This is a genomic window from Faecalibacter rhinopitheci (genome assembly GCF_015234135.1).
GTDB lineage: Bacteria > Bacteroidota > Bacteroidia > Flavobacteriales > Weeksellaceae > Empedobacter > Empedobacter rhinopitheci.
Window position 1 is genome coordinate 14,348 of sequence record NZ_JADGIK010000008.1, and the last position, 25,291, is coordinate 39,638.

At 31.2% G+C, this 25,291-nt stretch carries 22 protein-coding genes; 17 read left to right on the top strand and 5 right to left on the bottom strand.

Going from position 1 to position 25,291, the window contains the following annotated elements; all coding sequences use genetic code 11:
* The first annotated feature begins 190 nt into the window (after window positions 1-190).
* From eno to IM532_RS11615, 5 genes are all read left to right on the top strand, one after another.
* On the top strand, window positions 191-1,483 hold the full coding sequence (gene eno, locus IM532_RS11595; RefSeq protein ID WP_194183617.1) for a phosphopyruvate hydratase: 1,293 nt from the start codon (window positions 191-193) through the stop codon (window positions 1,481-1,483).
* Window positions 1,484-1,564: 81 nt separating this feature from the next.
* Window positions 1,565-2,848, top strand: coding sequence for a citrate synthase (locus tag IM532_RS11600; protein ID WP_194183618.1), 1,284 nt, complete (start codon window positions 1,565-1,567; stop codon window positions 2,846-2,848).
* 119 nt (window positions 2,849-2,967) lie between these two features.
* A complete protein-coding gene (locus tag IM532_RS11605) occupies window positions 2,968-3,636 on the top strand; it encodes a sterol desaturase family protein (RefSeq protein ID WP_194183619.1) in 669 nt (222 codons plus the stop codon).
* A gap of 62 nt (window positions 3,637-3,698) precedes the next feature.
* The gene (locus tag IM532_RS11610) at window positions 3,699-4,613 is read left to right on the top strand and encodes a M28 family peptidase (RefSeq protein WP_194183620.1); all 915 of its coding nucleotides are present in this window, start codon (window positions 3,699-3,701) and stop codon (window positions 4,611-4,613) included.
* Entirely contained in the window at window positions 4,606-4,797 is a 192-nt protein-coding gene (locus IM532_RS11615; protein WP_194183621.1) for a hypothetical protein, read from the top strand. The genes IM532_RS11610 and IM532_RS11615 overlap by 8 nt, the downstream gene beginning before the upstream one ends.
* Before the next feature lie 41 nt (window positions 4,798-4,838).
* Here the strand turns inward: IM532_RS11615 and aqpZ are convergent, their stop codons facing one another.
* Both aqpZ and gcvP read right to left on the bottom strand, forming a co-directional pair.
* Complete coding sequence (gene aqpZ, locus IM532_RS11620) at window positions 4,839-5,540, bottom strand: aquaporin Z (RefSeq protein ID WP_194183622.1); 702 nt, start codon at window positions 5,538-5,540, stop codon at window positions 4,839-4,841.
* Window positions 5,541-5,671: 131 nt separating this feature from the next.
* Window positions 5,672-8,530 (bottom strand): aminomethyl-transferring glycine dehydrogenase, encoded by a 2,859-nt coding sequence (gene gcvP, locus IM532_RS11625; protein WP_194183623.1) that lies wholly within the window; start codon window positions 8,528-8,530, stop codon window positions 5,672-5,674.
* Window positions 8,531-8,810: 280 nt separating this feature from the next.
* Here gcvP and hisE point away from each other — a divergent pair, with 280 nt between their 5' ends.
* Both hisE and IM532_RS11635 read left to right on the top strand, forming a co-directional pair.
* The gene (gene hisE, locus IM532_RS11630; RefSeq protein WP_194183624.1) at window positions 8,811-9,137 is read left to right on the top strand and encodes a phosphoribosyl-ATP diphosphatase; all 327 of its coding nucleotides are present in this window, start codon (window positions 8,811-8,813) and stop codon (window positions 9,135-9,137) included.
* 18 nt (window positions 9,138-9,155) lie between these two features.
* Window positions 9,156-9,932: a M48 family metalloprotease gene (locus IM532_RS11635; RefSeq protein WP_194183625.1), complete on the top strand. Its 777-nt coding sequence runs from the start codon at window positions 9,156-9,158 to the stop codon at window positions 9,930-9,932.
* Between the two features lie 8 nt (window positions 9,933-9,940).
* On the opposite strand, the gene IM532_RS11640 is transcribed toward IM532_RS11635, so the two are convergent.
* Entirely contained in the window at window positions 9,941-10,342 is a 402-nt protein-coding gene (locus tag IM532_RS11640; protein ID WP_194183626.1) for a thiol-disulfide oxidoreductase DCC family protein, read from the bottom strand.
* Window positions 10,343-10,415: 73 nt separating this feature from the next.
* On the opposite strand from IM532_RS11640, the gene IM532_RS11645 reads away from it, so the two are divergent.
* Window positions 10,416-11,798: an HTTM domain-containing protein gene (locus IM532_RS11645; protein WP_194183627.1), complete on the top strand. Its 1,383-nt coding sequence runs from the start codon at window positions 10,416-10,418 to the stop codon at window positions 11,796-11,798.
* A gap of 30 nt (window positions 11,799-11,828) precedes the next feature.
* Window positions 11,829-12,350 (top strand): DUF2314 domain-containing protein, encoded by a 522-nt coding sequence (locus tag IM532_RS11650; RefSeq protein ID WP_194183628.1) that lies wholly within the window; start codon window positions 11,829-11,831, stop codon window positions 12,348-12,350.
* A 529-nt stretch (window positions 12,351-12,879) separates the two neighbouring features.
* Here IM532_RS11650 and IM532_RS11655 read toward each other — a convergent pair.
* Complete coding sequence (locus IM532_RS11655) at window positions 12,880-15,012, bottom strand: Tex family protein (RefSeq protein ID WP_194183629.1); 2,133 nt, start codon at window positions 15,010-15,012, stop codon at window positions 12,880-12,882.
* A gap of 322 nt (window positions 15,013-15,334) precedes the next feature.
* Between IM532_RS11655 and IM532_RS11660 the strand changes: the two genes are divergently transcribed.
* The 6 genes from IM532_RS11660 to IM532_RS11685 all read left to right on the top strand — a co-directional run bounded on the left by IM532_RS11660 (window position 15,335) and on the right by IM532_RS11685 (window position 22,179).
* Window positions 15,335-15,778: an acyl-CoA thioesterase gene (locus tag IM532_RS11660; protein WP_194183630.1), complete on the top strand. Its 444-nt coding sequence runs from the start codon at window positions 15,335-15,337 to the stop codon at window positions 15,776-15,778.
* Window positions 15,779-15,801: 23 nt separating this feature from the next.
* The gene (locus tag IM532_RS11665; protein ID WP_194183631.1) at window positions 15,802-17,010 is read left to right on the top strand and encodes an RsmB/NOP family class I SAM-dependent RNA methyltransferase; all 1,209 of its coding nucleotides are present in this window, start codon (window positions 15,802-15,804) and stop codon (window positions 17,008-17,010) included.
* Window positions 17,011-17,276: 266 nt separating this feature from the next.
* Window positions 17,277-18,143 (top strand): cupin-like domain-containing protein, encoded by an 867-nt coding sequence (locus tag IM532_RS11670; RefSeq protein WP_194183632.1) that lies wholly within the window; start codon window positions 17,277-17,279, stop codon window positions 18,141-18,143.
* 164 nt (window positions 18,144-18,307) lie between these two features.
* On the top strand, window positions 18,308-19,624 hold the full coding sequence (locus IM532_RS11675) for a Na+/H+ antiporter NhaC family protein (protein ID WP_194183633.1): 1,317 nt from the start codon (window positions 18,308-18,310) through the stop codon (window positions 19,622-19,624).
* A gap of 71 nt (window positions 19,625-19,695) precedes the next feature.
* Window positions 19,696-20,889, top strand: a complete 1,194-nt coding sequence (mnmA, locus tag IM532_RS11680; RefSeq protein WP_194183634.1) for a tRNA 2-thiouridine(34) synthase MnmA — start codon at window positions 19,696-19,698, stop codon at window positions 20,887-20,889.
* Between the two features lie 246 nt (window positions 20,890-21,135).
* On the top strand, window positions 21,136-22,179 hold the full coding sequence (locus IM532_RS11685) for an alpha/beta hydrolase (RefSeq protein ID WP_228063727.1): 1,044 nt from the start codon (window positions 21,136-21,138) through the stop codon (window positions 22,177-22,179).
* A gap of 26 nt (window positions 22,180-22,205) precedes the next feature.
* On the opposite strand, the gene IM532_RS11690 is transcribed toward IM532_RS11685, so the two are convergent.
* Window positions 22,206-22,697: a metallophosphoesterase family protein gene (locus IM532_RS11690; protein WP_194183635.1), complete on the bottom strand. Its 492-nt coding sequence runs from the start codon at window positions 22,695-22,697 to the stop codon at window positions 22,206-22,208.
* Window positions 22,698-22,731: 34 nt separating this feature from the next.
* On the opposite strand from IM532_RS11690, the gene truA reads away from it, so the two are divergent.
* Together truA and IM532_RS11700 are read left to right on the top strand one after the other, a co-directional pair.
* Window positions 22,732-23,487 carry a tRNA pseudouridine(38-40) synthase TruA gene (gene truA, locus IM532_RS11695; protein ID WP_194183636.1) on the top strand — a complete coding sequence of 252 codons (756 nt, stop codon included), beginning with the start codon at window positions 22,732-22,734 and terminating at the stop codon, window positions 23,485-23,487.
* Window positions 23,474-25,240 (top strand): ABC transporter ATP-binding protein, encoded by a 1,767-nt coding sequence (locus tag IM532_RS11700; protein ID WP_194183637.1) that lies wholly within the window; start codon window positions 23,474-23,476, stop codon window positions 25,238-25,240. Before truA ends, IM532_RS11700 begins: the two co-directional genes overlap by 14 nt.
* The last annotated feature ends 51 nt before the right edge of the window (window positions 25,241-25,291 follow it).

The window sequence follows — 25,291 nt, forward strand, 5'->3', positions numbered from 1 at the left end:
TCTAAAATTTATAAATTCAAGCAATATTGGTTTTTAAGATTTAAAATATCAAAAATACTATGCATGAATAAAAAATAATGATAATGTTTTCAGATATTAAAATTTAAAACATTTTAAATTCGTTGTATAAAAATTACAGAATCGTTATTTTTGAATGATAATAAATTTTTCAAACAAAACATAACAAACTATGAGCACTATTTCTCACATATTCGCGAGACAAATTTTAGATTCACGAGGGAACCCAACAATTGAAGTTGATGTAATCACAGAAAACGGAATCTTAGGTAGAGCAGCTGTTCCATCTGGAGCTTCTACTGGAGAATACGAAGCAGTAGAATTACGTGATGGTGGTGATTTATACTTAGGAAAAGGAGTCTTAAAGGCAATTGCTAATGTTAATGAAATTCTTGCTCCAGAGTTAGTCGGATATTCTGTATTTGAACAAAATCTAATAGATCAAGTAATGATTGATTTAGATGGAACTGAAAATAAAGCAAAATTAGGTGCTAATGCTATTCTGGGAGTTTCCCTTGCAGTGGCTAAGGCAGCAGCAGAAGAATTAGGTTTACCTTTATTTCGATACGTTGGAGGGGTAAATGCAAATACATTACCGGTTCCAATGATGAATATTGTAAATGGTGGGTCTCATTCAGATGCTCCCATTGCATTCCAGGAATTTATGATAATGCCTGTAGTAGCTGAATCATTTTCAGATGCTTTAAGAAAAGGAACCGAAATTTTTCATTCTTTAAAGAAAATATTACACGATCGTGGATTATCTACGGCGGTAGGAGATGAAGGAGGTTTTGCTCCCACTTTTGACGGAACTGAAGATGCGTTAGATACCGTAATGCAAGCTATAGAAAAGGCAGGTTACAAACCAGGAGAGGAAATTATGATTGCTTTAGATTGTGCTGCTTCAGAATTTTTTGTAGACGGAAAATATGATTACACAAAATTTGAAGGAGATAAAGGTGCAATTCGTACATCAGAAGAACAAGCAGCATATTTAGCTGAATTATCAGAAAAATACCCTATCATTTCTATCGAAGATGGAATGGACGAAAATGATTGGGATGGATGGAAAATCCTTACAAATAAAATAGGTAAACGTGTGCAATTAGTTGGAGACGATTTACTAGTAACAAATGTGAAGAAATTAGAGCAAGCAGTGGAAACTGAAACGGCAAACTCTATTTTAGTTAAGTTCAATCAAATTGGAACATTAACAGAGACTATTAAAGCAGTTCATTTAGCTCAAAATTCTGGTTATACAGCAGTAATGTCTCACCGCTCTGGTGAAACTGAAGATGCTACCATAGCTGATTTAGCAGTTGCATTGAACACAGGACAAATAAAAACAGGATCAGCTTCAAGATCAGATCGTATGGCGAAGTACAATCAATTATTGCGTATTGAAGAAATCTTAGGCGAAACTGCTATTTTTCCTGGCTTAAAAGCTTTCAAAGTAAAGCGCTAAAATAATTTTTTACTGATATCAATCAGTCTGAAATTAATAAAATACATTGTAAATTACGCGTTAAATAATATAAACTAAAAAATGTCAGACAAGGTAGTATTAAGTTACGATGGAAAGGAGTTGGAGCTTCCGGTTTCAACAGGGTCAATGGACGAAAAGTCAATTGATGTTTCTAAGTTAAGAGGTGCAACAGGATTAATCACTATGGACCCAGGTTATAAGAACACTGGATCTTGTGAGTCTAAAATCACTTTCTTAGATGGTGAAGAAGGAAAGTTATTGTATAGAGGATATCCAATCGAACAAATTGCAGATCAATCTAACTTTGAAGAAGTAATGTACCTATTAATTAAAGGTGAATTACCAACTCAAGAACAATTAGATGGTTTTGTAGCTGATATTAGAAAAAATACTGAAGTAGCTGAAGAGATTGTTACAATGTTAAATGCATTTCCACAGGGATCACACCCAATGGCAATCATTTCATCTTTAACGTCTGCTTTATCTGTTTTTAATGCAGATAAAATTAATGTAGCTACAGAAGAAGAAATGTATGAAGCAGCTGTTACATTATTAGGACAATTCCCAGTAATCGCAGCATGGTCACAACGTAAGATTAAAGGTTTACCTTTAACTAAATCAGATAATTCATTATCATATGTAGAAAATTTCTACCAAATGTTATTTAATGATGGTTCTGAGGGATACAAAGCAGATCCTACAATCGTTGATGCATTCGACAAATTATTAATTTTACATGCTGATCACGAACAAAACTGTTCTGCATCTACTGTACGTTTAGTAGGTTCATCACATGCAGGTATTTTTGCTTCTATTGCTGCAGGTATATCAGCTTTATGGGGACCATTACATGGTGGAGCTAACCAAGCTGTATTAGAAATGTTAGAAGCTATCCAAAATGATGGTGGAGATGTTGCTAAATACATTGGTAAAGCAAAAGATAAAGAAGATCCATTCCGTTTAATGGGATTCGGACACCGTGTGTACAAAAATTTCGATCCACGTGCTCGTATTATCAAAGTTGCGGCTGACAATGTATTATCTACTTTAGGAATTGAAGATCCTATCTTAGATATCGCGAGAGGTTTAGAGCAAGCTTGTTTAGAAGATGATTACTTCAAAGCGCGTAAGTTATATCCAAACGTAGATTTCTACTCAGGAATTATTTATAAAGCTTTACAAATTCCAACTGAAATGTTTACAGTAATGTTTGCTGTAGGACGTTTACCAGGTTGGATTGCTCAATGGATGGAAATGCGTCAAACTAATCAACCAATCGGACGTCCACGTCAGTTATACACTGGTGCTGCGACTCGTGATTATGTTGAGATGTCTGCAAGATAATATACATTTACATACGATTTTAAAACTCCAAAGGCTTTTGCCTTTGGAGTTTTTTTATGACGTGTAATTTTGAATTTAAATGTTAATTAATTAATTTTAAGAAACTTAAATTATAAGCCATGAAATTTGATAAGATAAATAACAAAGGACAAGCTCAACTTTTTGATAATAAATTTTTAGAATTTCTTACAAAAGGGCACCCAGCAATTATTTGGGGAATGTATATTCCTATTTTATCTTACAGTATATATTATGGTTTTATAAATTTTAACTATTCTCTCCAATTAGTTCTAATGTTGTTTTTTAGTGCAATGGCATTTTGGACATTGTTTGAGTATTTTGCACATCGCTATTTATTTCATTGGACTACAAACCATCCAAAATTTCAACGAGTAGTCTATATATTTCATGGCAATCACCATCATTATCCTAGAGACAGACAACGTTTATTTATGCCTCCAGTACCTAGTATAATTCTAGCCTCTATCATCTTTACAATACAATACTTAATTTTAGGAAAATATGTCTTCGGTTTTTTCCCAGGATTTATGCTCGGATATCTATTATATGCTTCAATGCATTATTTAATCCATGCTATAGCACCTCCTTTTAAGTTTATGAAACCTCTATGGCGAAATCATCATTTGCATCATTATAAGGATGAAGATTTAGGATTTGGCGTTTCAAATACCTTTTGGGATAGAATATTTGGAACAATGTTCGACTTAGGAAATATTAAAGAAGATAAAGCTAAAGTAAAAGATTTAATGTTCGAGAAAAAGAAATAACAACAATGAGCTGTCAGAAATGATAGCTTTTTTTATTATCTTCAAAACTTATAAATTAATACATGAAAAAATATATTTTCCTTTTAGCATTGGGAGGCATTACTTCCTTAGCACAAGCACAATATTCTAAAGAAAAACAAGCCGAATATGTAAAAACGTTAGCATCGGATGATATGCAAGGACGTATGTTTGGAACTGAAGGAGGTAAAAAAGCCGCAGATTACATTGCATCTCATTTTAAAAAGAATAATTTAAAACCATGTATTGGCGATTCCTTTTTAATTCCTTTCGATCATAAAGATAAAGTAGGATATAACGTGTGTGGTATGCAAGATGGAAAATCGGATGAAATTATTGCATTTGGAGCTCATTTTGATCACGTTGGGAACAATGGGAAAGGTGAAGATAAAATTTTTAATGGAGCAGATGACAATGCAAGTGGGACCTCTGCTGTAATGGCATTATCAGATTTCTTTAAAAATAAGAAAACGAATAAAACATTAATGTTTATGGCTTTCGATGCTGAAGAAATAGGATTAATAGGTTCAGGTAAATTAGTTGAAAACAAAGATTTTCAATCCTATTTAGCTAAGATTGAAGTAATGCATAATTTAGAAATGTTGGGTTACGAATCCGCATTTGGACCAGGAAAAGTTTATATGACAGGAAGTGATAAATCTGATTTAATGGATTTGATGAATCAGCAATCTGATAAATCTTTTTCGGTATCTGCAGATCCCTACTTAGCGCAGAATTTATTTATGCGTTCAGACAATGTTCATTTCGTAAAGAAAGGAATTGTATCTCATTCATTATCTACTGTAAATATGGAAAATCAAAAACATTATCACCAGCCCAACGATGAGTTTGAATCAATTAACATCGATAATTTATCTAAAATAACAAAAGGAATTGGAAATGTAACTAGTAAAATGATGAAAAAGAATATTAAACCTAGCTATAAAAATAATGATTAAAATCTTAGATATCACAAGTACAGTGATTATTGCAATTATAATCATTGGATTTTTATCACAAAATTTTTTTCCAATTGAAGGATTAGAATTATTTTATGAAAAGAAATTTTATCTAGCTTTTGTCTACTTGGCAATTCGTTTATCTAGAAATTATCTTATAAAAAGAGAGCAAAACCAACAATAATTAAAAAGACCATTATTTCTAATGGTCTTTTTACATTCTATTTAATGTTGTTTCTGCAATAATAATTTATAAATTAATCCTCCAACTACTGCTCCTGCAATTGGAGCAATCCAGAATAACCATAGTTGTGGAATAAATTCTCCACCAGCAAAAATGGCTTGTGAGGTAGAACGTGCAGGATTTACCGAAGTATTGGTAATCGGAATTGAAATTAAATGGATCAATGTTAAAGCTAATCCAATAGCAATTCCGCCAAATTTTCCATTAGCAAATTTATCAGTTGCTCCCAAAATAATAATTAAAAAGAAAGCGGTTAGAACAAATTCAGCCAGAAATGCTGCTGTCATCGAGTAGCCGTGCGGCGATAAGAAACCAAATCCGTTGGCAGCAAATGCGCCTGCTTTCGTATTATCGATGGCAAAATCTGCATTACCTGAAGCAATTATGTATAAAACTCCAGCAGCTGCTAATCCACCTAGAACTTGTGCAATGATGTAAGGCAAAAGTTCTTTTGCTTCAAATCTTCCACCAGCAAATAATCCAAATGAAACGGCAGGATTAAAATGTCCACCCGAAATATGCCCAACAGCATAAGCCATTGTAAGGACGGTTAAACCAAATGCGAGTGAAACACCAGCGTAACCAATTCCCAATTCAGGAATTCCTGCAGCGAAAATTGCACTACCACAACCCCCAAAGACTAACCAAAAAGTACCGAAAAACTCGGCAGCATAATTTCTCATAATTTTTATAATAGTTTAGTATGATTTAAATTACTATATTTTTACATATAATTTTTAATTATTTGAAAATTAATGCAATAAAAAAGTCGGTCCTATTAGAACCGACTTATATATAGTATTTTATTTAACTATTAATCTTCAATGTAAGACTCTACAGGAGCACAAGTACACATTAAGTTACGATCTCCGTAAGCATCATCGATACGAGCAACTGTCGCAAAGAATTTACGCTCGCGAACCCAATCTAATGGGAAAGCGGCCTTAGAACGTGTATAAGGATATTCCCATTCATCAGCTGTTAATAAATGCTGTGGATGAGGTGCGTTATGTAAGACGTTATTATCTACAGGATAATCTCCATTTGCTACTTCATCAATTTCTTGACGAATTGAGATTAATGCATCACAAAAACGATCTAATTCTGCTTTAGTTTCAGATTCAGTTGGCTCAACCATTAACGTTCCCGCAACTGGGAAAGAAACCGTAGGAGCATGGAATCCGTAATCAATTAAACGTTTTGCAATATCTACCACTTCAACACCAACTTTTTTGAATGGACGACAATCTAAAATAAATTCGTGAGCAACAACATTTTGTGCATTTGTGTATAGAATATCGTAGTGATTCTCTAAACGAGCCTTCATGTAGTTAGCGTTTAAGATAGCGCCTTGTGTTGCTTTTAATAAACCTTCAGCTCCTAACATAATGATGTAAGCGTAAGAGATAGGTAAAATAAATGCAGATCCGTAAGGAGCAGCAGCAAACACATTTTTAGATTCTTTTCCACCAGTTTCGATGATTGGAGAAGATCCTAAGAATGGCGCTAAGTGTGCTTTAACACAAATTGGTCCAACTCCAGGTCCTCCACCACCGTGAGGAATCGCAAAAGTTTTGTGTAAGTTTAAGTGACATACGTCTGCACCAATATTTCCAGGAGAAGTTAATCCAACCTGTGCGTTCATATTAGCACCGTCCATATATACTTGTCCACCGTATTCGTGGATCATTGTAGTTACTTCTTCGATGTTACTATCAAAAGCTCCATATGTAGAAGGATAAGTAATCATCAATGCAGCTAAGTTATCTTTATATAACTCACATTTTGCTTTTAGATCCTCTAAATCTGTTTCACCTGATTCTAAGTTTTTAACCACAACTACTTTCATTCCAGCCATTGCAGCAGAAGCAGGATTTGTTCCGTGTGCAGATTGTGGAATTAAAGCCACGTTACGGTGTCCTTCACCTTTCGATTCGAAGTACGAACGAATCACCATTAATCCTGCATATTCTCCTTGTGCACCAGAGTTTGGCTGTAAAGAAGTTGCATCAAAACCTGTAATGACAGATAAGTAATCTTCTAAGTTTTTGATTAATGTTTGGTAACCTACGACTTGTTCTTTTGGAGTGAACGGGTGAACGTTACCCATTCTTTCCCAAGACATATGTAATAACTCAGTCGCTGCATTTAATTTCATTGTACAAGAACCTAATGCAATCATCGATTGGTTTAACGCTAAATCTTTACGCTCTAAACGTTTGATGTAACGCATTAATTCTGTTTCTGTATGGTATGAATTAAAGTTAGGGTGAGTTAAGAAGTCAGAATTTCTGATTAAATCATCTGGTAAGTAAGATTCCTCCACCTCAAATTCAAAACCGTCTTCTGTATTTTTAATTGTTGCAAAAACGCTTAAGATTTCGAAAACATCTTCTTCAGAAGTCATTTCATCGATTGTGATAGAAATTTTTCCTTTTTCGAATCCATTCACGTTAATATCTTCTTCTGCAAAAATCTTAACGATTTCATCAGAATTCTGCACTTCGATTTGAACTGTGTCAAAGAAGTTTGTATTGCTTACTTTGTATCCTAAATGAACTAATCCACCTTGTAAGATTCCTGCTTTTGCGTGAATTTCATTCGCGATGAATTTTAAGCCATCTTTTCCGTGGTAAACCGCGTAGAAAGAAGCCATAACTGCTAATAATACTTGTGCAGTACAGATGTTAGAAGTTGCTTTTTCACGTTTAATGTGTTGCTCACGTGTTTGTAAAGCCATACGTAACGCATAGTTTCCTAAACGATCTTGAGAAACTCCAATAATACGACCTGGAATTACACGTTTGTACTCTTCAGTACAAGACATAAATGCTGCGTGAGGTCCACCGTATCCCATTGGAACACCAAAACGTTGAGATGTACCTACAACAATTTCAGCTCCCCATTCACCTGGAGGTGTTAATAAAGTTAAAGCTAATAAATCTGTCGCAACAGCTACTTTAACACCAACAGCGTTTGCTTTTTCTACGAAAGAAGCGTAATTATTAATTTGTCCTCCTTTACCAATGTATTGTACAATAGCACCGAAGTATTCTTCTGTTAATTCAGTTGTTTCAAAATTTCCAACAACTAATTCGATTCCTAAACCATGTGCTTTTGTTTCTAAAACCCCGATTGATTGAGGGAATAAGTTATCAGCAACAAAGAATTTAACTACATTGTTTTTCTTTTGGTCTCTTGAGCGAGATTCTAATAACATATGCATCGCTTCACCACATGCAGTTCCTTCATCTAATAAAGAAGCATTTGCAATAGGTAAACCAGTTAAGTCAGAAATAACAGTTTGGAAGTTTAATAAAGCTTCTAAACGACCTTGAGCAATTTCTGCTTGGTAAGGTGTGTAAGCTGTATACCAACCTGCATTTTCTAATACATTACGCTGGATAGGAGCTGGTAAAATAGTACCATAGTATCCGTAACCTAAATAGTTTTTAACTTTCTTATTTAAATTGGCTATTTCTAATAAATGATTAGTCGTTTCAAATTCAGATAAAGGTTCAGGTAAATCTAATCCTTGAGTTAAACGAATGTTTTGAGGTAATGTCTGTTCAATTAAAGAATCAATAGAATCTTTTCCGATCACTGCAAGCATTTCCGCTGCCTGCTCTACATTATTTCCAATATGACGAATGGAAAAGTCGTTTGTGTTCATTGTTTGCGTTTGTTTAATTGCTGTAAAAATAAGATTATTTCTAATCAATTTAAAATTTGGGACACAAATTCATGAGGTTAAAAATAATTAAATATAATAAATAAGTGTTTTAGTGTGTTTAAATCGATTAAAATATTGTTTATAAAACGTTTATGTTGTTTGAATAATCACTAATTTAATAAATATTTAAACTTAAAAATCAAGATTTATATTTTTTGGCAAATAAATTGGTAGTTTTTAAGTTTAGAATTTTATTTTTACTAAATGTAAAAACAAGCCTATGGATTTTAATAATATGGAAGCCACTGATGTTAAAAAAGAGAAAGATTATCCTTTTTTAAAAAAAATTGAAGCAATGATTGATGAGGCAAAACATGACGATGCTAAAAAATCAAAAATGAAACGTGTTCATAAAAAAGGAACAACTCAAATTGCTAAAAAAATGGGAGAGGAGGCTGTAGAAATGGTTATAGCATCTTCTCAGGATGATGATGATGCTTTTTTACAGGAATCAGCGGATGTGTTATTTTATTACTTAATGTCTATACATGATAGGGGATTTAAGTTAAAAGATGTATTAGAAATTTTAAAACAAAGGCATAAATAGAATTTTAAATTATAAAATATGCAAAGAGGAGGTTCATCATCTTTAAAATTTTTGCTTGCTGCAGGAATTGTTATTTTTTCGTTAGTAAAATATTTTTCTAGCTCAGAAATAAATGAAATTACAGGTGAAAAGCAATACATTTCTTTAACAAAAGATGATGAAATTTCGCTTGGATTAAATTCTGCTCCTCAAATGGCCCAAGAATTTGGAGGACTTTCACAAAATGCCAATTATCAACAATTGGTTAAAAGTGTAGGGGAAAAAATTGTAAAAACGAGCGATGCGTCAAAAACAAATTATCCATTTCAATTTTATGTTTTAGCTGATAATCGTACCGTTAACGCTTTTGCACTTCCTGGAGGTCCTATTTTTATTACAGAAGCTTTATTGACAAGATTACAAAATGAAGATCAATTAGCAGGAGTTTTAGGACACGAAATAGGTCATGTGATTGCGCGACATAGTGCAGAACAAATGTCAAAACAAGATTTGACGCAAGGAATTGCTGGTGCAGCAGGAGTAGCAGCAGGAGATGTAAATACGGCATATTATGCGCAAGTTGTAGCGAATATGGTTAATATGAAATATGGGCGTGAAGATGAGCTTGAATCAGATGATCTAGGTGTCCGATTCATGATTCAATCTGGTTATAAACCTGAAGCTTTAATTGGCGTAATGGATATATTAGAAGCTGCATCTGGAGGCAGTAGCGTGCCAGAATTCCAAAGTACGCACCCTTCACCTGCCAATCGCCGTGCAAAAATTGAAGCAGCTATTGAAAAATATAAAAATTAGAATTAATATTATTCTAAAAATTTACTTCTTAGCTCAGCAGTTGGTATCCAACAGCTTTCTTTCTTTCCGAATATACGATATCTATTCTTTGCTACAATCGAATAAAAGAAATCTCGTATAAATTTTGGAAGAATAGAAAATAACTTCAAATAATTATAAGGAGAATCTAGATGCGAGGCAATTTTTATTGCAGCATCAGATTTTTGATAAATTTCATTATTTTCTAATAAAATGATTGAGTCAAAATTTTCTGTCTTAAGATTATTCTCTTCCAAGAATTTCTGCCCAAAGTTGGATTGCAAGGATGAAAAATGGAATTTATTCTGAGAATCGTTTTCTATAATAAACTGCACAGTTGAATTACATAAATTACATACCCCGTCAAAAAATATGATTTTATCTTTTTTCATTTAATAAATATAACTCAAAAGTTAACAATACACGTCAGTTAATTTATAAATTAGCCAAAAATACTGTATATTCATGTTTAGCGAATTTTTATTCAGAAAGATTGATAATTCCTCTTTGGCTATTTTCCGAATTATATTTGGATTATTAATTGTAGCCGAATGTTGGGGAGCAATTTATACTGGTTGGGTTGATGTTAATTTCGTAGAACCTAAATTAACTTTTACTTTTATTGGTTTTGAATGGATGAATAATCTTTTAGGTCCAAACATGATATATTATTATGGTGCGATGGGCTTGCTAGGTGTATTCATAGCGATTGGTGGATTATATCGTTTTTCTATAATTGTTTTTGCTATTATGTGGACATTGTCGTACCTAATGCAAAAGACGAGCTATAATAACCACTATTATTTATTTATGTTAGTTACATGGTTAATGACCATAATTCCGGCTCATCATTTTTTCTCTTTGGACAGTTTTATGTTTCCTAAACTAAAGCGACTAACTTGTAAAAATTGGGTTAGAGTAATATTAATTATCCAATTGTTTATAGTATATACATTCGCCGCTATCGCAAAATTATACCCGGATTGGTTTAATGGGGTTTTTCTTAATGGACATTTTCTAAAATATTCTAACATACTTGAACATAAATATCAATTAGAAGGATTAGCTAAAATTGTAGGAAGTATAACATTCGCTCAAGTGATTTCTATTTTAGGATTTTTATTTGATCTATTAATAATTCCGGCAATGTTATGGTCAAAAACTAGAAGTATTGCGATTAAATGTGCTTTTTTCTTCCACATATTTAATTCATTAGTTTTCGGAATTGGTATTTTTCCATATTTTGCTTTAGCAATGATGATTTTCTTTTATGATCCAGTTAAAATTCAAGAATTGGTTTTTAAAACTAAATCTTTTATGATGGATCGTAACGATGAAGATGGATTGATTACTACCCGAAGAATCGTTTTTTCGTATTTATTAATGTTTTATGTGATTTGGCAAATCTATTTACCATTACGACATTATCATATTCCAGGTAATGTTTTTTGGACAGAAGAAGGTCATCGCTTATCATGGCGAATGATGTTACGAAGTCGTTCTAATGACACAACTGTGTATGTATCCGTACCAGATAAAAAGGGGAAATATCAAAAGAGAGAGAAAGTTGAATTATCCAATTATTTATCGCATAAACAGGCAAGTAGAGTTGGGAGTTCAGCGGATATGATTTGGCAATTTTCCCAATATATAAAAGCTGATTACGAAAGAAAAGGAATTAAGGATGTAAAAGTTTTTGTAGATTCCAAGGTTTCAATAAATCGTAGCGAATATTATCAATATACGAATCCAGATGTAAATATTGCTAATTTAAAATGGAGCTATTTTGGACATCAACTTTGGATAATGCCTCAACCTAAGGAATTAAAATTATCTTTTCTTGATTAAAATTATTAAATTTAAATAAAATTATTGGCCATGAAAAAATCTATTTTAATTGTTTTTGCAGCTTTAGCACTTACAGCATGCGATAACAAGAATATTGCAAAAGATGCTTATAAAGGTCTTGATAAACAAGAAAAGGAACTTGCGGAATTGGATAGTATAACAAAACAAGCACGCAGTACATTTGATGATTTTAAATTAGCTTTAGAAATGAGAGATTCTACAATGTCAAATTTCTTTGTGAAAGAAGAATTTCTTGTAACAGAAGGTGAGCGTACAAGACAAGAACATTTGTGGATCCGTGATATTTACCAAGACGGAAATGTATTAAAAGGAATAATAGATAATCAGCCTGTTGCTACTTCAGATGTTAAAGTAAATGATACAATAGTTATTGATGATGCTAAAGTTTCAGATTGGATGTTTTATAAAAGAGAACCTAAAGATACCGTAGCGCGTATAATTGGAGGTTACTCAGTGAAATTTATGAGAAATAAATTATCAGAAGCTGAGAAAATTGAATTTGATAAACAGTATCAAGCGAGTTTCGACTAATTAAATTTTAAATACAATCAAAAAACCACTTCAATTTTGAAGTGGTTTTTTTGTGATATATGCTATAGTATTATAGGAAGCTTCAAAATATTTTGGAACAAATATGTAATATGATGTTGTGTCATCGGAATTCCTTTTTAATTCGATTTCATATTCAGTATCTAATAAAATACGAAACTCCTATCTGTATAAAATCTATTGTTTTTTGAGAATGGAATCATTTCATATTCCTTAAAATTAATTGTTTTATTTTGGGTTGAATTTATTTTAGAAATAAGTTCAGCATAAACTTTTTTTTCATAAATATCATAAACCACCATCCTTGTTATAAAAATCATTATTAATATAGAAAATGGAATATAAAACCATTTATTAGAAACGAATTCTATAAAATATTCATTCCTATCTACCGTTTTATCCCATAGATTAATAAATCTTATATTAAAAAATGAATATCCGATAAGAATGATTCCAAAGATTCCAATTAAATAATTTTGGCATGTTAAAATATGATCAAGAATCTCTATCATTAATCAATCAGTGATAATTGAATTTTTCTTTTTTCTATATCAATACCAATTACTGTAACTTCTACTTGTTGTTGTAAATGAACTTTTGTAGAAACGTCTGAAATATATTCGTTACATATTTTAGAAATATGAACCAATCCATTTTCTTTTAATCCGATATCTACAAAGCATCCAAAATTAGTAATATTATTAATGATTCCAGGAACTTTCATCCCAAGACTTAAATCCTCAAATTTCTTTAATCTAGCATCAAATCGAAAAACTTTTGCTGTAGATCTTGGGTCTAATCCAGGTTGTTCTAATTCTTTTAAAATATCTTCTAGTGTTGGAATTCCAACTTGTGGTGTAACGTATTTTTGAATATCTATTTGAGCAATTAATTCTTTATTCTGAATCAAATCTTTGATTTCAACACCCAAGTCTTTTGCCATTTTTTTTACAATTGAATATGATTCAGGATGTACAGCAGAATTATCTAATGGATTTTTAGCGTTTGGGATGCGTAAGAAGGCAGAAGCTTGTTGAAATGCTTTATCTCCTAAGCGAGGAACTTTTTTTAATTCTTCTCTACTTTCAAAAGCACCATTTTCGGTTCTATATTGTATAATATTATCAGCTAATTTTTCACCAATTCCAGAAACATAATTTAATAAGTGTTTACTCGCTGTATTTAAGTTTACACCAACTTTATTTACACAGAATGAAACTACTTCATCCAATTCATTTTTTAATAATATTTGGTCAACATCATGTTGGTATTGTCCCACTCCAATCGATTTAGGATCAATTTTTACAAGTTCTGCTAATGGGTCTTGTAGACGTCTTCCAATCGACACAGAACCACGTACGGTTACATCTTTGTCAGGAAATTCTTCACGCGCAATTTTAGAAGCAGAATACACAGAAGCACCAGCTTCGCTTACCACAAAAACTTTTAATATACGATCGAAAGCAATATTTTGAACTAAATTTTCAGTTTCTCGAGATGCTGTTCCATTACCAATAGAAATTGCTTCAATAGAATATGCATTAACTAATGAGCGTAATTTTTTGATTGCTCCTGCTTTATCATTTTGAGGTGCATGTGGATATATATTTTCGTTGTGTAACAAATTTCCTTGCTCATCTAAACATACCACTTTACAGCCCGATTTATACCCAGGATCTATGGCTAAGATGCGCTTTTCGCCTAAAGGAGGTGCAAGTAATAACTGATTAAGATTTTTAGAAAAAACATTGATAGAAGTTTTATCAGCATTTTGTTTAGCCTCTTTCAATACTTCATTAATAATTGATGGAGATAGTAAACGTTTATAACTGTCCTTAATGGCTTCTTCAATTATCCAAGAGACTTCGGGTTGTAAAGATTTTACTAATGTATAATCAAGAAACTTAAATGCATCTTTTTTATCAATAGAAATAGATAATTTTAGATAACCTTCTCGTTCTCCTCGTAACATTGCTAATAATCGGTGAGAAGCACATTTTTTTAAAGGTTCTTCATATTCAAAATAGTTAGAGTAGACTTTAGCGCCTTCTTCTTCCATTTTTGCTTTAACTACTTTAGTCTGAATTACAGCTTGTCGACGATACATCTCACGTAGACGTTGGCGAACATATTCATTCTCATTTATCCACTCTGCAATAATATGATTAACACCTTCAAGAGCATCTATATTTGTAGGAACTTCTTCCGATAAATAGCGCGATACCAATTTGTCTAGATCGATAATATTATTTTGTTTCATAATAATGCGAGCCAAAGGTTCCAAGCCTTTTTCTTTCGCAATAGTAGCCTTCGTTTTCTTTTTCTTCTTATAAGGAAGGTAAATATCCTCTAATTGATTTAAATCAAATGATTTGTTGATTTTAGATTCTAAATCAACCGTTAATACATTCAATTCTTTTAAAGTTTCGAGTATAAAATTCTTACGATCTACGATTTCTTCGTAATTAGATTTCAACTTTTTAATTGTCGAAATCTCAACCTCATCGAGATTTCCAGTCATTTCTTTGCGGTAACGAGCAATAAACGGGATAGTGAAATCTTCGTTTAAACACTTAATAGTGTTTAAAATAGATTTTTCTGAAACTGTTGGTAAAGAATTTTGAATGAATTGAATCAATTCCATAAGAAATAATTAGGTGCGCAAAATACAAATTTTTTAGGAGATTATTCTTCCAACAGGCATAAATAAAGGCTTATTAAGATGTATTGTTTTATGAAGTTTATATTTATTGAATTAAAATTTAAATAATGTGTTAATAAAATTGAGTTTATTTTATGTAAATGTTTGGAATATAAAAAATTAGTTTATAAATTAGCAATAGGTAGTAGAGAGTAAGATTGATTTTTTTAATGTTAAATTTGCTTACATTTTGTAAGTTTAAAAATCAATTGGGTTTTAGTTTTTTAACTAAAACCCTTTTTTTATTTTTGGATTAAAATAAAAAATGTCTCGTATTAAAATAAATTTACCTACTTCTTCAATTTTCGATACTATAATTCCTGTTCGTATTACAGATCTTAATTATGGAAATCATTTAGCTAATGATCGTCTATTATCTATTATACATGAGGCGCGTGTACAATTTCTAAATCATTTTGGATGGAATGAAATGAATGTTGGTGGCGTAGGAATTATAATGGCTGATGTAGGTATTGAATATAAAAATCAGGCTTATTACGGAGATGAGTTAAAAATATCTATTTCGGTAGGCGAATTTTCACGTGCAAGTTTTGATATTTTTTATGAGATAAAATGCCAAGACAAACTAATTGCAAAAGTAAAAACAGGTATTGTTACATTTAATTACCAAGAAAATAAAGTAGTTGAGGTCCCAGAAAAAGTGAAATTAATGTTTAAAAACGAAAATGATACAAACAAAACAATTTAGTCTTTGTATTTTTGCACCGAATTATGAAGATTTTACCGTATAAAAATTTGTTTATCGGAATTACCGATACATTAAATAATATTTTCTTTGAGGGAAAATATGCAGATAAAGAAGTTGAACGTACCCTTAAGTCGAACAAGCTATGGGGAGCAAGAGATCGTGCTTTTATTGCAGAGACGGTTTACGATTTAGTACGTTGGAAAAGATTAGTAGAAGGAGGGATGGCAAGACCTTTATCTCCAGAAACTATTTGGGAATTTGTAGGAACTTGGTTTGCATTAGATCCAGATCAAAAATTACCATCTTGGGAAGAATTTGCTCGTATTAATCATAAAGAAATTTTAAAAAGACACCATGAATCTGCAAAAAATATTGCAGTAGCAGAATCATACCCTGATTGGATGTTTGAAGTTTGTTTAGATGAATTAGGTAAAAACCGTTGGATTGAAGAGGCGCAGGCTATGAATAGTGCTGCACCAACAGTTTTACGTGTAAATACACTAAAAACTGATCGTAAAACTTTGCAAAAATTATTGAAAGAGCGTAGTATTAAAACTAAGCTTTTATCATTATATCAAGATGCAGTAGAATTAGAAGAAAAAACAAATATCTTTAGAACGGATGAGTTTCAAAATGGGTTTTTTGAAGTTCAAGATGCCGGTTCTCAGATGATTGCTCCATATTTACGTGTTGAGCCAGGAATGCGCGTAGTTGATGCTTGTGCTGGAGCTGGAGGGAAAACATTACATTTAGCTTCATTAATGAAAAACAAAGGGCAAATTATTGCCATGGATATTCATGAGTGGAAATTGAAGGAACTAAAACGTCGTGCTTCTCGTAATGATGTACAAAATGTTCAAACAAGATTAATTGAGGCTAAAACAATTAAAAAGATGGCTAATACTGCCGATCGTTTATTAATTGATGCACCATGTTCAGGAATGGGAGTTTTACGTCGTAATCCCGATGCTAAATGGAAATTACAACCTGCATTTTTAGATGAAATTCGTAAAACACAAGCAATGATCTTAAACGATTATGCTAAAGTGGTTAAAGTTGGAGGTCTAATTGTATATGCAACATGCTCTATTTTACCTTCTGAAAATGAAAAACAGGTTCAGAAATTTATAGAGAATAATCCAAATTATAAATTAATAAGTGATAAAACATATTATCCTTCTGAAACAGGATATGATGGTTTTTACATGTCATTAATAGAACGTATTGCTTAATTATAAGCTTAATTATAAAAAAAGGATTGAGGCAACTCAATCTTTTTTTTTATAATTTAATTTTAAATATTTAATTTACAATAAGTTTACAGTTTTTACATACTTTATAATATATCTTTATAACATATAACAATCTATTTATCAGGCTTTTTATATATAGTTGTAACTTTATAGATATTTGTACGATCAACTATCAGTAAGAAGAATTAATAACTAAAAAAAGAGAAGAAATCTTTAGTAAATTTGTTTAAATTTTTATTTAAAAGATGGGACTTAATTTTACTGAAGTTGAAAGATTGGAATCAATTTCTGCAAAAGATTTTCAGAAATTTTATGTAAAACCTCAGAAACCTGTAGTTATTGAACGGATTACGGAGGATTGGCCTGCATATGAAAAATGGAATTTTGAGTATATAAAAAATGTTGCTGGAGATAAAATTGTACCTTTGTATAACAATGACCCTGTCGATTATACAAAGAAAGTTAATGAACCAGTTGCTAAAATGAAAATGAAAGAGTATGTAGATCTTTTACAAAAAGAGCCTACAGATCTTAGAATTTTTCTTTATAACTTAATGAGTCAAGTGCCTGAGCTACAAAATGATTATAAAATGCCTAACCTAGGACTTAATCTTTTTAAATCATTGCCTATGCTATTTTTTGGAGGTGCTGGGTCTAATGTTTTCATGCATTATGATATAGATTTAGCAAATATTTTACACTTTCATTTTGCAGGAGAAAAAAAATGTATCATTGTTCCGCCACAGGACTCAAAATATATGTATAAAATTCCTTATTCTGTGATTTGTAGAGAAGATATTGACTTTGATAATCCTGATTTTAATAAATGGCCAGCGTTGAAAAATATAAATCCTATGGTGGCAGATTTAAAGCACGGAGAAATGCTTTATATGCCAGAAGGATGGTGGCATTATATGAAATATATAACACCAGGATTTTCGATGAGTCTTCGTTCGCTACCTCATAAACCCAAAAACCTTTCGGAAGCTATATACAATATATTCATTATGAGAAATATTGATAATGTAATGAGAAAGCTAAAAGGTCAGGATTGGGTTGTGGAAAAAAATGAGAAAGCAATAATTAATACAAATAAATTAATCACTAAATAACTTAACGATTACCGAAAAATTTTCTTTTATAAAGGAATTACTTAAATGTATATTCCTTTTTTTATGCTTTAAACATTAATTAAAATCTAGTCATATAAATGGCTGTTTTTTATTTATTTCTAATCTTATCATCTTTGCAGAAAAATTTTCGGATTTTAAAATTTATGGATAATAAAAAAGGTAATTTTTGGGCTTTGCTCCCATTGATTGTATTTATAGTAGTTTATTTTACAGCTTCTGTTGCATTAAATGATTTTTATGCAGTGCCGGCTATTTTGGTTTTTGTGTTATCGTTAATTATAGCATTGTTACAATTTCCTAAAATCAGTTTTAATAAAAAGATTGAAGCATTCTGTAAAGGTGCAGGAGATGAAACAATTATATTAATGATTTTAATATTTTTATTGGCAGGTGCTTTTGGTAGTTTAGGAGCAGTAACAGGAGCAGTAACGTCTACAGTTAATCTTTTTGTTACCTATCTGCCGCCAAGTTTTATAGTTGCAGGATTTTTTATCATTTCTTGTTTTATTGCGACGTCAATAGGAACTTCAGTAGGAACTATTGTTACTTTAGCTCCTATAGCTGTAGAGCTGGAAAAAATGATTCCGGGATCCTTAGCATTACTTTTGGGAGCAATAGTAGGAGGAGCAATGTTTGGAGATAATTTATCTTTTATATCCGATACAACTATTGCTGCAACTAGAACTCAAAATGTAGATATGAAAGATAAATTTAAAGCAAATTTTATAGTTGTTTTACCTGCTGCGATTATTTCTACAATTTTATATTTTGCTTTTTCTCAAAACTTTGATAGTACACAATTAGAACAACAAAATCTTCCTTTTGATATTATTTCTATTATTCCTTACTTCTTAGTATTTGGTTTAGCTATTTTTGGAGTCAATGTTATTTGGTCGTTAATCATAGGTATTTTATCATTTTTAATAATCGGTATATTCAATACCTCTGTACCATTTTTAGACCTTATTTCTAGTATAAATAATGGATTTAAAGGCATGTTTGAATTAAGTATTCTATGTCTAATTATAGGAGGAGTTGTAAGTATAATTCGGTTAAATGGAGGATTAGATTATATCATTAATATATTTACCAAGAATATAAAAAATAAAAAACAAGCAGAATTAAGTATTGCAGGTTTAACAGCATTAGCAGATGCAGCATTAGCTAATAATACAATTGCTATACTTATTGTTGGAAATGTCGCTAAAGAGATTTCTAATAAACATAATTTAGAGCCTAGGAGAGTTGCAAGCATTTTAGATACTGTATCATGTTTTATACAAGGAATAATCCCATATGGTGCCCAAATTTTAGCGGCAGTTGCAGTCACAAAAGTGGTGGAATCTAATATAACATTAGTTACTCCAGTCGATGTGATTTCTAATCTATATTATCCTTTTTTTACAGGGATTTGTACGCTAGTTTATATATTTATATATACTCAAAAAAAAGAGGTTTAAAATCATAATTGATTTATGATAAGAACGCATCAAATAATATTTTGTAATTTTGCATACTGAAATTTAAGAGAATGAAAAGAGTTGTCGTAGGACTTTCTGGAGGAGTAGATTCAAGTGTAACAGCATATTTGTTAAAAGAACAAGGGTATGATGTGATTGGACTATTTATGCGTAACTGGAACGATGCTTCGGTAACATTGGAAGATGAATGTCCATGGATCGAAGATAGTGCAGATGCTTTGTTAATCGCTGAAAAATTAGGGATACCTTTTCAGGTGATAGATATGTCAGATTCATACAAAGAACGTATAGTTGATTATATGTTCAAAGAATATGAACAGGGTAGAACTCCAAACCCAGATGTACTATGTAACAGAGAAATTAAATTTGACTTGTTTTTAAAAACTGCTCTAGAGTTAGGTGCGGATTATGTAGCTACAGGACATTATGCTCGAAAGACATCTTTTATAAATGAAGAAGGAAAAGAAATCTTCCAATTATTAAAAGGAAGTGATAATAACAAGGATCAATCTTATTTCTTATGTCAATTATCGCAAGACCAATTATCAAAAGCCTTATTTCCAATTGGAGATATTGAAAAGCCTGAGGTTAGAAGAATTGCTAAAGAACAAGGATTAATTACTGCGGATAAAAAAGATTCACAAGGATTATGTTTTATTGGTAAAGTAAGTTTACCAGAATTCTTGCAACAACAATTAAAAGCTAAAAAAGGACAAATTCTTGAAGTAGCAAAAGATTGGAAAGGTTACCAAAGAGATATTCCTCTTTTTAATAATAAATATGAAGCATTAGAATTCGAAGCAAAAGGATTTTCTTATGCTTCTGTAGATGGGCAAGTTGTTGGTGAACATCAAGGTGCGCATTTCTTTACTAGAGGGCAACGTAAAGGACTAGGAGTAGGAGGAAAAGTAGAGGCATTATTTGTTATAGATACAGATGTAGAAGAAAATATTATCTACACAGGGCAAGGAACTAATCATCCTGGATTGTTAAAGAAAGCTTTATTTATTAAAGAAGATGAAATTCATTGGGTAAGAGAAGACTTAGCTTTACAGGAAGGTGAAACGCTAGAGGTGCAAGCACGTATACGTTATCGCCAGCCTTTACAAACTGCAATTCTACATAAAGCAAAAGAGGGATTGTATGTGGAATTCTTAAATCCGCAATCTGCAATTACTCAAGGTCAGTTTTGTGCATATTATATTAATGAGGAATTAGTCGGGTCAGGAGTAATAAACTATTAAAATATATTATATCATATTATATAAAGAACGTTCAACTTAATTGTTGAACGTTTTTTTTTGAGAATACTTTAGATTATTTTATAAATTCTAAATAAATTTTCTCGCTTGAATAGAATTTATTTCATCGTAAATATATATTATAATACGAGACCATTTATATTTAAAATCTAACTATATTAATCACTGTAATTAATCCTAAAAAAATGATTGATTATAAAATATATTATCTAAAAGATTTATTTTTTTATGAATATTAAAAATTGGTTTTATTATACAATTATAATTGTAGTATTATCGGCATGTTCTGCAATGCATAATGTACCTAGTTCGCAAGTACCTAATAATTTTATAAATCCTAATATCACAAGTGCATATGTGGATCAAAACGGGAATTTTTATCCTAATCAATGGGAAAATAAGTTTGGACAAGCGCCCAAAAAAGCTACCCGAAAGGAATATTCATTGATGAAAATAGCTACTGAAAATGGTTTTCAACAAGATTTAATATCGTTTGAAAATACTCAGTTAAAAGCATTTGCAAATCGCGTTAAAAACAAAAAGAGGGTTATTATTTTCATACATGGAATTAATAATGACTACATGTCTAGTTTAAAAAATTATAATAAAGCGCGCAACTTTATGGATTTGAATAAAACTACTGATGAGGTCGTTAATTTTTATTGGGACGGATTAGTTACAAATAATATTTTTGGCGCGGCTAAAGTTTGGGTGAGTGCCACAACAAATAGCCAATTAGCAGGTGAATATGGGTTACGAAGAATATTAAATTCTATAAGTAATAAAGAGATTTATTTAATTTCTCATAGTAGAGGTGCAGCAGTAGTATTAAGTGCTTTGCGTAATCCTGAACTAAAATATGTGGAAAAAAGAATTGCTGAAAATTTTCATCATATTGATGTGGAAAATGCGGCTCCTTTAGCCGAAAATAGCAATAAAATTTATAGTATCATGATAGCGCCTGCAATCGGTGTAAAAGACTTTAAAACGGAAGAAGGAAATTTCAAAGAGTTTTCTAAGCAATTAAAAATGATTCATAGTACAATAAACGAAACTGATTTTATTTTAGGCAAAGGAAAAACCGGAATTTTAGCAAGTAGTTTTACATCTACAGATTTTGGGTTTGATCCTAAAACTCATCAAGAAATAGCGACACAATACAATCTTTGTGAAACCACAGATTTCACAGGACAGAAATCTCATGATTTTAAAGATTATATTGTAAATCCTAAATTCAAAGAAATATTAAAAAAATTCAAACTTTCTAAATAATAGTAATATAACTCTTTGAATTAATATTATTTTTTAAATTCAATAACTTCTAAATTTTGTATTTTACCATTATCTAATTCAAAACGTAACATAGTTCTCACGTGGTGAAATCCATGTTTTCCTACTGCTCCAGGATTTAAATGAATTAATCCTAGGTTTTTATCAGGCATTACTTTTAGGATATGTGAGTGTCCACAAATAAAGACTTTGGGAGGATTAGATAAAATATCATTTTTTATTTTCGGATTATATTTTCCTGGATAACCACCAATATGCGTTATCCATACATCTACACCTTCTAATGTAAATCGATTATTTAATGGATATACAGCTCGTACAGTATGATCATCAATATTTCCATACACGGCACGTACAGGTTTTATTTTTTCTAATTGATCCATTACACTAATATCACCAATATCACCAGCATGCCATATTTCATCAGCTTGTTTTGCGTATTCTAGGATTCGATCATCTATATACGAATGTGTGTCTGAAAGTAAAAGGATTTTCTTCAAAAGGTTGTATTTTTGCTGTTCAAATTTACAACAATTGCGTTACTTTTTAGAATTAGCATATAACGGCAAAAATTACTTTGGATGGCAAGTACAGCCTAATCAAATTTCTGTACAAGAAGACATAGAAACTAGATTGTCAAAAATTTTAGGACAACAAATTTCTATTGTGGGAGCGGGAAGAACAGACTCTGGAGTACATGCCAAGAAAATGTATGCACATTTTGACTATGAAGGTGAAATAAAAAAAGATTTAGTTAAACATTTAAATTCATTTTTACCAAAAGATATAGCTATATACAAGTTACATGAAATGACACCTGAAGCTCATGCGAGGTTTGATGCAACTTCACGATCTTATAATTATTTTATATCGCCTTTCAAAAATCCATTTACATACGATAGTGCTTGGGTTTTTAATCGTACCTTAGATTTAGATAAAATGAATGATGCTGCGTCATTGCTAATTAAAAAAGGAGACTTTGGAAGTTTTGCGAAATTACATACAGATGTTAAAACTAATATTTGTGATGTAAGAGAAGCTTTTTGGCGTGTAAATGATGAAGGGCAATTTGTTTTCCAAATCACAGCAGATCGTTTTTTAAGAAATATGGTACGTGCTATCGTTGGAACTTTAGTCGAAGTGGGAATTGGTAAAATATCTAAAGAAGATTTAGAGAACATTATCAAAGATCAACAGAGAAGTTCTGCAGGAGCATCTGCCCCAGCGCATGGTCTATATCTTGTAGATGTGCAATATCCAAAAGAATTATTTATAAATGAAATCAAATAATACTGCAAAATCATTTGATTATACAGGTTTAAAACGTGTAATTTCTTTGGGACTTTCTCAAAGTAAAGGACTATTTATTGGGGTAATTTTTATTGCCGTATTTAGTGCTTGTTTTTCTGTATATCGACCATATCTTACAGGAGATGTAATTGATAATTATATTCTAAATAAAGATTTAGTCGGTCTGAAATTAGAAATATTTAAATTAATTATTCTTTTAATTTTTGAAGGAATATTAGCTTTTTTCACAGTTTATTTAGCAAATGTTGTTGCCCAACGTGTAATTAAAGAATTGCGTGTACGGCTATACAATCATCTTATAAAATTTAAACTTGGTTATTTTGATAGAACGCCTAACGGAGTTTTGGTAACTCGATCAGTCTCTGATGTAGAGACAATTGCAGAGGTTTTTAATGATGGGATTCTGGTATTACTTGGAGATGCACTAAAAATTATATTTATAGTTGCCATGATGTATTACATGAACTGGGTTTTGGCAACTATAGTAATCGTTATTTTACCTTTAATGATGATTATAACACGATATTTTCAAAAGGCGTTGAAAGATGTATATCAAGAAGAAAGAACATTAGTTTCTAAACTAAATACCTTTATACAAGAACGATTAACAGGGATGAATATCATTCAGGTTTTTAATCGTCAGCAGGCTGAATATTCAAAATTTTCATCTATAAATAATGATTTAAAAAAGAACTATCTAAAAACTGTTTTATATTTTTCTTTATTATTTCCGGTGGTTGATATAGTGTCAGCTTTAGCTACAGGAAGTTTAATTTGGTTTGGAGGATTAAGAACAGCTGCAGCAGGAGATGTAACAGTTGGTAACTTAATCGCTTTTACGCAATTTATCACAATGCTTACTGCGCCTATGCGTGCAATAGCAGAACGTTTTAATTCAATTCAACGTGGTTTAGTTGGTGCTGATAGAGTATTTGATATATTAGATGCAAATGAAACGCTGCCAAATAATGGTAAAAAGAAATTAGAAAAAGTAAAAGGTAAGATTGATTTTGAGAATGTTGAATTTTCTTATGTACCTAATAATAAAGTTTTAAAAGGAATATCATTTTCTTCTCAACCAGGAGAAACTATAGCGATAGTAGGTGCAACAGGAGCAGGAAAGTCTACCATTATTAATTTATTAAGTAGATTTTATGATATAGATTCTGGTTCAATCAAGATTGATGGAATAGATATTTATGATATGGATTTGGTGAATCTACGCCATCATGTTGCTGTAGTATTACAAGATGTATTCTTATTTAATACAACTATTTTTGATAATATAATATTAGGAGATAAATCCATCACATTAGAGCAAGTACAAGAAGCTGCTAAGGTTATTGGTATCCACGATTTTATTTCATCATTGCCCAATGGTTATTATTCAGAAGTATCAGAAAGAGGTAGCACCCTTTCAGTAGGACAACGACAATTGATCTCGTTTCTAAGAGCTTATATTTACAATCCAGAAATACTTGTGTTAGATGAGGCAACATCATCAATAGATTCTAATTCTGAAGAATTAATACAATTGGCGACGACTAAATTAACAGAAGGAAGAACATCAATCGTAATAGCTCACCGATTAGCAACTATACAAAATGCTGATCAGATTATAGTTATGGATAATGGTATGATAGTTGAGAAAGGAACACATGAGAGTTTATTAGCAAAAAATGGGTATTATGCTAACTTGTATGAAGTACAATTTTCAAAGATGAATTCTTAATGACTAATTTATTAAAATTATTAGTTATATTTAATAGACAAAAAACACACT

What these genes read in the sequence shown, in the direction of transcription:
- eno (WP_194183617.1), top strand. Translation starts at nt 191, where the DNA reads ATGAGCACTATTTCTCACATATTCGCGAGACAAATTTTAGATTCACGA.
- IM532_RS11600 (WP_194183618.1), top strand. Translation starts at nt 1,565, where the DNA reads ATGTCAGACAAGGTAGTATTAAGTTACGATGGAAAGGAGTTGGAGCTT.
- IM532_RS11605 (WP_194183619.1), top strand. Translation starts at nt 2,968, where the DNA reads ATGAAATTTGATAAGATAAATAACAAAGGACAAGCTCAACTTTTTGAT.
- IM532_RS11610 (WP_194183620.1), top strand. Translation starts at nt 3,699, where the DNA reads ATGAAAAAATATATTTTCCTTTTAGCATTGGGAGGCATTACTTCCTTA.
- IM532_RS11615 (WP_194183621.1), top strand. Translation starts at nt 4,606, where the DNA reads ATGATTAAAATCTTAGATATCACAAGTACAGTGATTATTGCAATTATA.
- aqpZ (WP_194183622.1), bottom strand. Translation starts at nt 5,540, where the DNA reads ATGAGAAATTATGCTGCCGAGTTTTTCGGTACTTTTTGGTTAGTCTTT.
- gcvP (WP_194183623.1), bottom strand. Translation starts at nt 8,530, where the DNA reads ATGAACACAAACGACTTTTCCATTCGTCATATTGGAAATAATGTAGAG.
- hisE (WP_194183624.1), top strand. Translation starts at nt 8,811, where the DNA reads ATGGATTTTAATAATATGGAAGCCACTGATGTTAAAAAAGAGAAAGAT.
- IM532_RS11635 (WP_194183625.1), top strand. Translation starts at nt 9,156, where the DNA reads ATGCAAAGAGGAGGTTCATCATCTTTAAAATTTTTGCTTGCTGCAGGA.
- IM532_RS11640 (WP_194183626.1), bottom strand. Translation starts at nt 10,342, where the DNA reads ATGAAAAAAGATAAAATCATATTTTTTGACGGGGTATGTAATTTATGT.
- IM532_RS11645 (WP_194183627.1), top strand. Translation starts at nt 10,416, where the DNA reads ATGTTTAGCGAATTTTTATTCAGAAAGATTGATAATTCCTCTTTGGCT.
- IM532_RS11650 (WP_194183628.1), top strand. Translation starts at nt 11,829, where the DNA reads ATGAAAAAATCTATTTTAATTGTTTTTGCAGCTTTAGCACTTACAGCA.
- IM532_RS11655 (WP_194183629.1), bottom strand. Translation starts at nt 15,012, where the DNA reads ATGGAATTGATTCAATTCATTCAAAATTCTTTACCAACAGTTTCAGAA.
- IM532_RS11660 (WP_194183630.1), top strand. Translation starts at nt 15,335, where the DNA reads ATGTCTCGTATTAAAATAAATTTACCTACTTCTTCAATTTTCGATACT.
- IM532_RS11665 (WP_194183631.1), top strand. Translation starts at nt 15,802, where the DNA reads ATGAAGATTTTACCGTATAAAAATTTGTTTATCGGAATTACCGATACA.
- IM532_RS11670 (WP_194183632.1), top strand. Translation starts at nt 17,277, where the DNA reads ATGGGACTTAATTTTACTGAAGTTGAAAGATTGGAATCAATTTCTGCA.
- IM532_RS11675 (WP_194183633.1), top strand. Translation starts at nt 18,308, where the DNA reads ATGGATAATAAAAAAGGTAATTTTTGGGCTTTGCTCCCATTGATTGTA.
- mnmA (WP_194183634.1), top strand. Translation starts at nt 19,696, where the DNA reads ATGAAAAGAGTTGTCGTAGGACTTTCTGGAGGAGTAGATTCAAGTGTA.
- IM532_RS11685 (WP_228063727.1), top strand. Translation starts at nt 21,136, where the DNA reads ATGAATATTAAAAATTGGTTTTATTATACAATTATAATTGTAGTATTA.
- IM532_RS11700 (WP_194183637.1), top strand. Translation starts at nt 23,474, where the DNA reads ATGAAATCAAATAATACTGCAAAATCATTTGATTATACAGGTTTAAAA.